8 protein-coding genes are annotated in these 12,473 nt (G+C 39.1%); 3 read left to right on the top strand and 5 right to left on the bottom strand.

The window, feature by feature from the left end:
- Positions 1-464 precede the first annotated feature (464 nt).
- Positions 465-785, bottom strand: coding sequence for an endonuclease domain-containing protein (locus WG906_RS16155; protein ID WP_339993880.1), 321 nt, complete (start codon positions 783-785; stop codon positions 465-467).
- Between the two features lie 1,006 nt (positions 786-1,791).
- On the opposite strand from WG906_RS16155, the gene WG906_RS16150 reads away from it, so the two are divergent.
- Positions 1,792-3,240, top strand: coding sequence for an alpha/beta hydrolase family protein (locus WG906_RS16150; protein ID WP_339993879.1), 1,449 nt, complete (start codon positions 1,792-1,794; stop codon positions 3,238-3,240).
- 99 nt (positions 3,241-3,339) lie between these two features.
- Here the strand turns inward: WG906_RS16150 and WG906_RS16145 are convergent, their stop codons facing one another.
- On the bottom strand, positions 3,340-3,726 hold the full coding sequence (locus WG906_RS16145) for a VOC family protein (RefSeq protein ID WP_339993878.1): 387 nt from the start codon (positions 3,724-3,726) through the stop codon (positions 3,340-3,342).
- 267 nt (positions 3,727-3,993) lie between these two features.
- Positions 3,994-4,554: a DUF4251 domain-containing protein gene (locus WG906_RS16140; RefSeq protein WP_339993877.1), complete on the bottom strand. Its 561-nt coding sequence runs from the start codon at positions 4,552-4,554 to the stop codon at positions 3,994-3,996.
- 1,154 nt (positions 4,555-5,708) lie between these two features.
- On the opposite strand from WG906_RS16140, the gene WG906_RS16135 reads away from it, so the two are divergent.
- Entirely contained in the window at positions 5,709-5,939 is a 231-nt protein-coding gene (locus WG906_RS16135; protein ID WP_339993876.1) for a transposase, read from the top strand.
- 469 nt (positions 5,940-6,408) lie between these two features.
- Here the strand turns inward: WG906_RS16135 and WG906_RS16130 are convergent, their stop codons facing one another.
- Complete coding sequence (locus WG906_RS16130) at positions 6,409-7,284, bottom strand: SRA domain-containing endonuclease (protein ID WP_339993875.1); 876 nt, start codon at positions 7,282-7,284, stop codon at positions 6,409-6,411.
- Positions 7,285-7,622: 338 nt separating this feature from the next.
- On the opposite strand from WG906_RS16130, the gene WG906_RS16125 reads away from it, so the two are divergent.
- Positions 7,623-9,323 carry an RNA/DNA-binding domain-containing protein gene (locus tag WG906_RS16125; RefSeq protein WP_339993874.1) on the top strand — a complete coding sequence of 567 codons (1,701 nt, stop codon included), beginning with the start codon at positions 7,623-7,625 and terminating at the stop codon, positions 9,321-9,323.
- 525 nt (positions 9,324-9,848) lie between these two features.
- Here WG906_RS16125 and WG906_RS16120 read toward each other — a convergent pair.
- Positions 9,849-12,086 carry an AAA family ATPase gene (locus WG906_RS16120; RefSeq protein WP_339993873.1) on the bottom strand — a complete coding sequence of 746 codons (2,238 nt, stop codon included), beginning with the start codon at positions 12,084-12,086 and terminating at the stop codon, positions 9,849-9,851.
- Between the last annotated feature and the right edge of the window lie 387 nt (positions 12,087-12,473).

Genomic DNA, 12,473 nt, shown 5'->3' with positions numbered 1-12,473 from the left:
GGCATCTCTCCCCGAGGGAGAGAAAGGCTAACCCACACAAGATGTCCATTCATACAGAGTTAACGGCTATTGTGGGGACACCAATTTCGCTTTGTTGGTGTCCGCACTAACAAAACCCCCATGTTAAAAGTCCTCACGATAATCCGTCAGCCGGTTAAACTCACAGTCATTTCTTTCATAAAATGAGCATGAATAATAATAATCATTTCTGTTCATGCTTTCCTTGCTTAAATTCTATCGGCAATGCATTTTCCTTTTGTTGGAGTTCCCACCATAGCCGTCAACTTAAGAAAGTTTGTTCCTTAAGTTCTGATTAAAGCGCCATAAAGCTAAAGCGCTTTGTGCGGGACAGCCTTTCTCTCCCTCTGGGAGAGATGCCGGAGGCAGAGAGGGTAGCAGACTCTGCTAGCATCTTATTGTTCTTTGTTGATTTGAAAATTTAATTTCCCGATCTCATCCTTTATTCATTCCAATGCAGCCTCTGTATAATCAATTACAGAGACATTATCAATTCTAACCACGCTGTAGCCTTTGGACTCTAGCACCCGATTACGAAAGTGATCATAGTTTAACTGTCCCTGGTTATCGTGCACACTCCCATCTACTTCGATTATAAGCTTTAATTCATCGATATAGAAATCTACTACAAAATTTTCAATAGTATGCTGCCGTCGGATTTTCAAACCCAGAAATTTCCGATTCCTGAAATGAAACCATAAAATCTTTTCTGCAGTAGTGGATTCCTTTCTTAAGTATCTTCGGAATTCTTTAGGTTTAGGTTCCATGAATTGAATCTAGGAAAAATCCTGTAAAGCGCCAACCCTCTCTGCCTTACGGCATCTCTCCCCGAGGGAGAGAAAGGCTAACCCACACACGACGCCCATTCATACAGAGTTTTCCCTTTGTTGGTGTAATCACCAACAAAACGCCCATGAATTGAATGGAGGAAAAATCCTGTAAAGCGCCAACCCTCTCTGCCTTACGGCATCTCTCCCCGAGGGAGAGAAAGGCTAACCCACACACGACGCCCATTCATAAAGAGTTTTCCCTTTGTTTGTGTAATCACCAACAAAACGCCCATGAATTGAATGGAGGAAAAATCATGTAAAGCGCCAACCCTCTCTGCCTTACGGCATCTCTCCCCGAGGCGGAGAAAGGCTAACCCACACAAGATGTCCATTCATACAGAGTTAACGGCTATTGTGGGGACACCAATTTCGCTTTGTTGGTGTCCGCACTAACAAAACCCCCATGTTAAAAGTCCTCACGATAATCCGTCAGCCGGTTAAACTCACAGTCATTTCTTTCATAAAATGAGCATGAATAATAATAATCATTTCTGTTCATGCATTTCCTTGCTTAAATTCTATCGGCAATGCATTTTCCTTTTGTTGGAGTTCCCACCATAGCCGTCAACTTAAGAAAGTTTGTTCCTTAAGTTCTGATTAAAGCGCCATAAGCTAAAGCGCTTTGTGCGGGACAGCCTTTCTCTCCCTCTGGGAGAGATGCCGGAGGCAGAGAGGGTAGCAGACTCTGCTAGCAATTTTATTGTTCTTTGTTGATTTGAAGCTTTAATTCCCGATCTCATCCATTATCCCCCGGTGCTGGCGCACGCGTATGGTCATCATTCTTCTGTCATTTGCACTCTTGATTCGCTGGTGCATTTGATCGAATACGCCTGCGCAAGCAAGGGGCCAGTAAGAGGAGACAAGAGCTGCTTCAATATATTGTGTTTACCTCCTGTCAAATCTGGTCGTCTGGCCACGAATAACTAAATTTGTCGTCCAAGGCATGACATATATATTAAGGCAACCATTAAGCTCTCTCACATTTTTCGTTTCGGCAATTTTACCTCAAAAGCTTTCAATGCTCAACGGTTTTTGCAGATCAATATTAATCCTTCTCCTCGTCGGCTTGTCTGGCCCTGCGCTTGCCGCAAAAGGAAAATGGCACAGCCAGGTTACGGGAGGTGTAATTACTTATAGAACAAGCGAATCTGCCCGGCCGCTGAAAGATTATGAGGGCAATTATCTGACGGTTGTTTACCTGGTGAACCCGGGCTTTAAGAAGATTGGCGGTAACACGAAAAAGGCTGATGTGAAATGGTTACTGGGGCAGGGGTACCGTGTTATTGAGCTAAACTACAGGCATGATGTTAAGGCGGTTTCGCCGGCGATTAATCAGGATATTATTGCAATCAACGATGCTATTGCAGCGGGCAGGTTTGCCGGATTGAGCAATTGTTCGCGTTATAGATCTTATGTGCTGTTTGAAGGGTACCGGATTATGCGCGATGTGCCTTATTTTGTTGATGATCCTGCAGTTTACAACACTCCTGCGGAATACACGGTTGGTGATACGCTGCATATGGATATCATCTATCCCGCTAAGGCTTCGGTGCCTGTACCGGTTATTTTGTCGTTCTCTTATAGCAATAGCTATGCTACCTGGGATACGGAGAAAAAGATGCTGACGGCAGCTAATACCGACCAGCGTTTGAACCTGGGAAATACGCTTGCCGGTTTTAACGATTCGTTTCTGGAAGGTGCAGCTGCTTTGGGAATTGCCTGGGCTATAGCCGATCACCCGAAATACGCTCCCTGGGGAAAAGGCAAACCAGTGGATGGGCGGAACGATACATATAAGTCGTACCAGACAAACCCTGACGCCGGGAGGAAGGTGAAGTCGGCGGTGCGGAGCCTGCGGGCGATGGCTGGCCGCTTGAATCTTACCGGCAAGATTGGCATTTATGGTTTCTCGCGGGGTTCTACTGCGGGTTCTCTCGCTGTAGGCGACCGTTCTGTACCTGACTTAGAGAATGCAGGTTTTAATATCGGTGTTTCGGATGACGTACAGGCCGCAGTGCTTGGTCCGGGAGTGTTTGATTATACGAAGATCTATCATGTTGCCGGTGACGGAGATTCGAACCTGGAAACGCGTTGCCCCTGGGCGTGGGGGCCGCTTGAGAGTAATTATGATCGGTGGCAGCTGATGGGGGCTGCTTATCTGGCTCAAACATCGGCTACGGCGCCGGTGCTGTTTTTTTACAATAGTGATGATGAGGCTTACTACCGGGATCAGGTGGCGCATTTTAAGGCTAAGCTCGATTCGATTGGGGTGCCGGCCTTGATGATGGTGGATTATGGGAAGGGGCATTCGGTTCCGCAGAGGGATGATTCGCTGAACAGGCTTTACGGTTTTTTCAGGCAGTATCTGGCTGTTTCCGGGGCTAACCGGTGAGTATCCTGATTCGAATTTCGGTCAGATATGATGGGTTAATGCCAGGAAGGCCCAGGTCCTCCTCAAAAAGGTTTGGCTACTTGTACTAAACGGAGGCGTTTATTTTTGGTAAAGTAACATCCATGACGCTCCGAACCTGTCCCGCAGCATAGCAAAGCGAGATGCAAAGGAGGTCTCCTCCATCTTCATGAAGATTTCACCTCCTTCAGACAACAAGTAATAAATTTTTTCTGCTTCTTCGGCACTATCAAGCGTGAGAGTAAGATAGGCGCTTCGCATGGGTTCGGCGTTTGGTATGTCAGCTCCCATGATCACTGTGCCACCTATCTCGATCCGTGCATGCATGATCTGGTCTTTTCTTTCTTCAGGAATATTAGCTTTTTCAGGCAATTCACCGAAGGTCGCCACAGAAGTGATCTTACCTCCAAGGTATTGCTCATAAAAGTGAAATGCCTGAAGGCAATTCCCTTTGTAGTTGACATACATATCAAGTTTCATGAGATCTTTTGTGTTGGTTTAGAATAAAAATAAAAATTGCTGTTCGACATCCCCTGCGGAACATGTCTGATGCTCTGAAGTTAAGAATAGTAAACGAAAAATCCTGTAAACCCTCTCTGCCTTCGGCATCTCTCCCGGAGGGAGAGAAAGGCAGCCCTGTGCCGGACTTTCGCCTTAACTATGGCCCTCCTCGCTGTTCTACATGTTCTGCCAGACATGCTGTCGGCCAGGAGATCTGAAACACCCTCCAGGAATTTAATTTTTATTTGCAGTGGAAATCTTACTGATGTAGCCGTCGAAAGAAATAGCTTGCCTGTTATAATTATTAACATTTAATATAGCAGAGCCAGATTCATAAACTCTGATAATAAGCTTCTGGCTGTCCTGAACATCTTTTGGTTCGATAGTAATGATCCAGGTCTTTTTCTTTTTGGTACTTGAATACGTAAAATCTTTTGAAGTAAATCTTGTACCGGTATTATCCGTATTCATTGGAGCGCTGTACGACCTGCCAAAAAAAGGCAGATCAGTTACAATACTGTCTTTTGTAACCCGCAAGTGATACCTGCCATTTGAAAGATCCAGCACGTTATTCATTGCATTCGGTCCCATTATCTGGTTAAGCGAAGGTTCAGATATTGGATTTGCTCTCGTTGCAATGAATACGAAATTTTTAGAGGTAACTAATTTTTCGGTGGTCGTTTTATTTGTCTGAGCAGCAACCTGCATCACATTCAAAAAGAAAAAGATTCCTAAAGCTGCAATTGTTATTTTCATAATCGTAGTGTCTATGTATTTAACTAAGATGTACTGCATTGGTTTAATCCATAAATTTCTTTTGCATTTAAACAACCTTTGCCACGACAGGCTTTTAGATGGTTGAATGAGGTTAGGCTGATGTTGTTCATATTGCCCTTCAATACAGCCATAGTAATACTGTATTATTTATTAACTAATAGGTAATAAACAATAATTACGAGCAAAAAACAAAGGTAAAGTTTATTTTATAAGGGATACTGCCTCACGTTCCTTTGCCTTTTAGAGTCTGAACAGAATGTAAGATATATAGCCATGGCTATATATTCAGAATATCCACCCAGGAGAAAAGATGAAGGAAGGTATTCACTTATTAACTAATCAAAAAAGGTAATGACAATTTTAATCTCGTTTTCCTGGTGTTCCATACACTGGCTTTTGTGTATAGCTTTTTTAGGAAGTGACACCTTAATCCCCGTCATTCCTGCGCAGGCAGGAATCCTAATACAGAGCACGATAAACCTGATACCGGTATGGTGCTTTACGATTTCCGATCAAGTCGGACGAGGCGTAGAAAATGATGATTGCCGTGCTTAATGCCGTTTGACTGGCGGGTGCAAAAAAACCACAGGTTAAAATGATAGTATAGGAGCGTTATTCCGGTTTTATAATCTCAATAAAAGCAGTATTCTTTCCCGCTCATGGCCGCGGGGAGGCCTAGTTCTTTTTTCTTGATAAAAAAGAACGAAAAAATCAAGAACAGAACGAAGCTTCAGCCGCACAGGGCAAACTCCCGGCCCGCCGTTCTGCTCGGGCCGGCGCTAGATTCTGGTAATTTGATGATTGATGTGCTTAATGACGTTTGCCTGGACGTATGCAAAAAAGTGCATTTGTTATCATGCTATGGAAATCCATTTTTATACCTGACTGCGGTTCGAGCAGCCTGCCTAAAGCGCTATACTCCCCTCCTTATCTTCAAGGAGGGGATAAAGGGGTGGTTTTAGGATTACCGATCAAGTCGAGCCCCTTTTCTGGTTTAAGAGTTCAGCGCAGCGCTCTTTAATCATTCTTGAAAATCAGGACTCAGTCCGGCGATGTAGAAAAATCTCTATTTTAGCTAACCTTTATCATAAATCTATGGCTACCCGATATCGTTTTGGAGATAACACCAAACCCCTCCTGAGCGAAGTCGAAGGGTTATTACCTTTTCTGTTGTGAATTGGATTGATGTATTTAATCGTGAATGCTATAAGCAGATCCTAATAGAAAGTCTGAACTTCTGCATTAAAGAGAAAGGTCTAATACTTCATGCCTGGATTATCATGAGCAATAATGTTGATTTAATTGCTTCAGCTAAAGAAGGATTTGAGCTTGCAGCTATTATAAGGGACTTTAAAAAGTTCACCAGCCGGATGGTCATTGAAAGTATTGAATCTAATACATAGGAAAGCAGGAAAGACTGCCTGCCCGAATTACAGGCGGGGAAGCTAGGATTTTTAAGCGGGCAGGTGCTGCCAACAGCAATAATAAAGTTTATCAGTTTTGGCAGCAGGATAACCTTCCGATAGAATTAAGCACAAATGAGATGATTCAAAATATGTAAAACTATTAGTTTCATAAATGCAGGTTCGGGCTATGTTAAATTGAGATCCTTTAACCCAGCTCCAGAATATAACGGGGGTGGATTAAGCTTTAAAAGCATAGAATGCATTATGAAAGTAATCCAAGTTATAAAGTAAGTGGTGAAGGTTAGTGCTCCTGTTGTGCTAAGACAGTTTAGTTAAGGAAAGTCCCAGTTTGCTGAAGGTTGAGCTTTTGTAGGTGGCAAGCCGGACGGAGTCCTGGTTTTCATGGTAAAGATGTAAGTCGCCCTGCGGAAGACTTAAACCAGAAAGGTCGAACAGCGAGAGTAACCTAACGCAAGTTCGACCGATGCTTTTCTATGTAATATAGATTTTCTGTATGAAATGCTTTGATCGCTTCCTTGCCAGTTACGCCGATCTTGTTATAAGCTTCAAATTCGATAGTATCAGACAAGATTATTTTACCAGTATTTTCAAAGCTTATTAAATGGGTATCAAACAAAGCATCATAAGTCGGAGAGAGAAGAATGCCGTTATTGACGTCTAATCTTTCATGATCTGAAGCATGTTTCCAAGGATGAATATGAGAAGCAATAAGAATATTCGGCTTGTCAAAACCTGTCACAGCACACTTGTATTCCCACCGATGAATGATGCGCTTTCTAAAAGCATCTTGTCCGATTCTTGATTTCCCAAGGCTCACCCGCTCAGTGAATTCTGGGACTCGATAAATAGAAAGTTCGTCCGCTGCATATGTTTGTTGCTCAAAAAGCTGATAGGCTTTTGGCAATGTTTCCTCCGGTCTTTTGAAGAAAAAACGAATTGCTTGTCTTAAGTTCTTTCCAGAATCTAAAGCTTCAAAATATCCAAAATCAAACACCTCTAATTCGGTTACAAATCTGACGTAGGCTTTTTGCACATATTCAAATAAGAATACTCGTTTTCCGGTTGCTAAGTGATCCCTCAGAGCAAGATTCCCTTTTATAAACTGCATATCACCGACTTGTCCCTCACCGGTATATGTGTAGACTTGGGAATTATCCCATGCATCTTCGTACCCATGGGCCTTGCCTTGACTACCAGAAAAAATGAATATGTAAGGAAATTGCGCAGAAGGAGCAATACCACCCTGCCGCGTCCCTCCAAACCGATCGTGTATTATCGATCGCTTGTAAATCTGGTGTGGTATGAAAGGCAGTTTGCTCAAAATTAAACTTATACTATAGCGATATGATTGGCTTCTTACACCATGATCATGTTTTGGACGAAAGTTACAAACTTTAATTTACTGCAAAGCATAAGTTACAGAGGCTCAAAAGCATCCCCAGCCTTTAGCAGACAAGGGCGATTGGGGATGAAGGCACAAGTACTCTGCGCTCAATGGCTCAGTTGCATACTTGCGCCAAACTGGGGGGTATATGTATTCCTTTCTTGTAAATACATCGGCCCATTGACGGCCAGCATGTAAATTATAATATTGCTTATTTATCAGATTAGTTAAGTCTTTTGTTAAACAATCTCTTATTTTTATTTTTTTATGAATCAATGACAGAACTGGAACTTCAAGAATTTTTGCAATTACAATACCCAAAAGAAAACGAAAGTTGTGAATGGAAGGAGTTTAAGTCTTTAAAACTAAATGTATCAGGCCATAAAGGTGAAGATGTTATTTCTTATGTATCTGCAATATCGAATATAAATGGCGGATGGTTGATTCTAGGGGTTGAAGATACCTCTTTAAAAATAATTGGAATTCAAGACTTTCATGATTTTACACCCGAGAACCTTCCTTTCCGATTAATAGGAAATTGTACGAACCTTCCAGAAGTGGGCTTAATGGTAGAAAGCTATACGACGTCTGATACCGGAAAAACAATATGGATAATTCATATACCCAAACATCAGCCAAGAAAGCCAGTATATGCCCATAAGACTGGTTGGCAACGTATAGGGGATAATTTAACACGAATAAAGTCCGAAAGATTAGATTCGATTCTAAATGAGCCCTTACATAAAATCCATGATTGGAGTGCCCAGGTGATTCCATTAGCAAGCATTAATGATTTAGATATCAATGCACTATTACTAGCCCGTACTAACTTTAAGTCTAAATTTCCAAACTTGTCTGGCGAGGTTGATACTTGGGATGATACTACTTTTCTTAACAAGGCAAAACTTACAATTAACGGTAAAATCACTAGGACGGCTATAATATTGCTTGGAAAAACTGAAAGCGAACATTTCATTAACCCTTCTGAAGTTAAAATTAGATGGATATTGAAAGATAGAGATGGATCAGAAAAGGATTATCAAATTGTAACCTGTCCATTTATATTAGCTGTCGATGAAGTCTATCATAAAATTAGAAATCTTAAATATAGATATATAAACGATAGTTCTTTATTTCCAGAAGAGATACTTCAATATGAACCATATATAATACGCGAAGCATTAAATAATTGTATAGCCCATCAAGATTATGAACTATCGGGGCGTATAAATGTGGTTGAAGCTGATGATAGATTAATATTTAGTAATAAAGGTACTTTTATCCCTGGATCTGTTGAAAAAGTGATTCAAAATAATTCACCGGAAGAGCAATATAGAAATCCATTTCTTGTTACTGCTATGTTTAACTTAAAAATGGTTGATACTATTGGAAGTGGTATAAGAAGGATGTTTACTTTCCAAAAGCAACGTTTTTTTCCAATGCCTGAGTTTGAGATTGCGAATAATAAAGTGGAAGTTACAATAATAGGGAAGGTTCTTGACCCCCATTTTGCTAAGACATTAGCAAAAAATCCAGACTTATCTTTAAATGATATAATTCTTCTTGACAAGATTCAAAAGCAAAGTTTAGAAAAGCTAACAGAGGAAGATATCAAATATTTAAAGGGAAAAAAGTTAATTGAAGGTAGAAAACCTAATTACATATTAGCAGAAAAGATTGCTCAAAAGACAGATCAAGTAGCTACTTATATCAAAAATAGAGGTTTTGATATGAAGTGGTACTGCAGTCTAGTAATAGAGTTTCTACAGTCGAATAAGGTTGCTTCTAGGCAAGAAATTAGAGATTTATTATTGGATAAACTTCCTAACATCTTAAATACTAAGCAAAAAGAGAATAAGATTACACACGTGTTAACCACGCTAAGAAAAAAAGGCAAAATTTCTAACGATGGTTCTGATACTAGACCTATGTGGAAGTTAAGAAAGGAATTCGATAAGACTAGCCAAGATATTTAGATTATTATCTAAATATCAAACTCAAGATGACAATCTAGACACTTGTCTAGTATACTTAGACAATAGCAATAGGTCAAAGAGATTGTCAATCTAGTTCAAAGAGAATCTAGACACTTGTCTAGTATACTTAGACAATAGCAATAGGTCAAAGAGATTGTCAATCTAGTTCAAAGAGAATCTAGACACTTGTCTAGTAAACTTAGACAATAGCAATAGGTCAAAGAGATTGTTAATCTAGTTCAAAGAGAATCTAGACACTTATCTAGTATACTTAGACAATAGCAATAGGTCAAAGAGATTGTCAATCTAGTTCAAAGAGAATCTAGACACTTGTCTAGTATACTTAGACAATAGCAATAGGTCAAAGAGATTTGTCAATCTAGTTCAAAGAGAAAATCTAGACACTTGTCTAGTACACTTAAACACCAACAATAGAATTCAAGAGACTACTCAAAAATCCTTTCTTAATTTCGACGTTTCCGCAGGTTACTTCAATAAAACTAGCTTTATAATAATATCTCCAAACTAACTAATAACAAGGGAAATTTCTTCTTCTCTAACTCCCATCATCATATTATAATGTTCTATGTGGTTAGAGTGTTCAAATATGCCTTTAAACACATTAAAATATTTATCTATCACAGCGTCTTGATGCTCTATAAATAAATCATCCGGAAGTGTATGAGAACCATCATTAATCCAGCAAATTAAGGAGCGGCATATCTCTCTTTCTTCTTGACTTTGAAATCTTGATATTAAATAGTCATCACCATATTTTCCGAGTATTCTAAAATAATTCTCAATAATTCGCCTCATTGTATTTTGGATAGTTATCCCACAATTCTTTTCATGATTTTTCAACTCATTCCATAGCAATTCATAAGATGAATGAATTGGGTTTTCAGACCCAAAGTCTTGTATTTGAGTGATGTTATCTCTCTTTCTTAAAATATAATAATTGATTGAATTTGACTTATCCTTCCTCCCATCAACGAAGGACACTTCTTTATGGAAGTATACATTATGTGTCAGTAGTATTAGTTGCTTGATGTTACTTCTGTCAGCTTTAATATCCTTAATTATTTCTTTTATCAAAGAACTTATAACATAAAGTACATTACTATCTAGGCTTGAGATGGGATCGTCAATTACTAAAATCCTTTCATTTGATACATTTTCCTCGGAAGTACCACCCTTGGTTAATTGTAGATAATACAAGAATGTAATGAAAGTTACTTCCCCTTCGCTCAAAGTCGATTCAGCTAAATTGCCATCTTCTCTGATGATCTGATATTGATTCTCATTTTGTTGTGAGGGAATTATTTGGAAATTGGAAAAGCCATAACCCCTTAAGATTCGATTGATTTCATCAATAGTTGGTTGGACACTCGTTACAGTTTTGCCAAGCGTAATGATTTCTTTCCTAAGCTCTTTATATTCTGCAATTAGATTAGCGATATCTTCATCAAGCTTCTGAATTCCCTGACTAAGGCCTTTATCTTTACCAAGGTAGGTTTGAATATTTGGTTCAAATTCGTTGCAAACAAATTTCCACGCTTCACTGGTTAACTTATCTCTTTCTGTGATGTAGTTTACAACTAAGGAGTTGTTTTCTCTAATTAAGGTATTAGCTCGTTCTATAACCTCCTTGATGTCTTCAAATTCACCGTTCAATGAGCCGAGTTCTACTGAACGACTCGGTTCTTTTAATTTGGAATTAATCTTTTCAAGGTTAGTCTGGAACTTAGAAATTATTGTCCGTAAGAATGGAGAATAGAGTTCTAAGCTTAACTTAGAGCGACCTAGTTGTTTTTGAGTGTCTTCAGTGAAAATTAATTGATTTATAAGAGATTCGATTCCGCTTCGATACTGTTCCGCAGTATGTTTCAAACTATCTATATCAGTTGTATATGAAAGATCGAAAAAGCTTTCTAAATCTTTCCTGAAAATTTCATTGATTGTATTGCTTTGGCAAAATGGGCATGTATCGTTTTGTTTGTCTATGTAACTCCTTCCTTCATTCACCCAATCACTAATATTTAGGTGATTTATCAAATTTGCTATTTTAACGTCGGCCTTTCCAATAATTTTTTGTTCCCAAATGCTATTAGTTTCGAGTTGTGTGATTTTCTGAAAATCAATGTTCGATAAGAGGTCAATGTGTTTAGGTTCGGTATTTAAAATAGTTTCAGCTTTGTTGAAAAGAACCTCCTGTGATAGTAAATCAGATTCATTGCTTTGATATTCAGACACTAACTTGTTCTTAAAAGATTCCTTATCTTTTATATTTCCTCTAAATGCCTCTTTTAGCGATTTTTCATATTTCTTATAGATCAGTTTCCAGCAATCTTCTTTAAATAGAAGATCTAACTCTATTTTATCTTCTATAAGCTTTGTCAAAGACTTCCTACGTTCTTCTCCAAATAATTTTCGTTTTGTAAGATGGTCTTTCTTTTTTTCGATCTCTTCAATTTGTTCTTTAGTTGCTTTCCCTAAGGTGAAAACACCACTAATTTCTCCCTTGCCGAAATTTTCTTCGCGAAACCTTTTATTATACACCAGTGAATCTATTTGCAATTCATTTTTCCAGGAGATATATGATTTGAAATAAAAAGGGTGTGCCGTCTCAAATAAAAAGTTAGATACAGTCGTTTTTCCACAACCGTTAGCACCATAGATAAAATTGATTTTTTTTAAATTATCTATAGATACACCGGTTTCACAGAAAGATGCGATATTTTTGATTTTAATTGAGTTAATCATGATAGGAGAATTTTAGGTAGTTCGCTCACAAGGCTTTAGAATGTGATATTAAATAATTTTTCTCATACGGCAACAATTTAAATTATGCTGTATCAAACTCCTAAATCAATTGTTCCACACGGAGACAATACCTTCCGCCCCTAAACCCGGCCGTTGTGGATACCGGCCATGTGGCTAATGCCTCGTGCAGTATGAACAAAGGACGGGGCTACACTTCCATAGCAGCACCTCAGCACCTTTCCACATTCTTTAATTCCTCTTTATTTCTACTTTTTACAACATTGTCACTTCAGCATTTTAGCCACATATCCCCCGCATATCCTAGCCGTATTCCAGGCATATCCTAGGCTACTTTAATGCGTGAAAAGGCGTGGTTAATTAGTCAAC

The sequence above is a fragment of the Pedobacter superstes genome (assembly GCF_037622515.1).
Lineage (GTDB): Bacteria > Bacteroidota > Bacteroidia > Sphingobacteriales > Sphingobacteriaceae > Paradesertivirga > Paradesertivirga superstes.
Note: the sequence above shows the minus strand (reverse complement) of the source record. Positions and strands in the feature narration are given on the sequence as shown.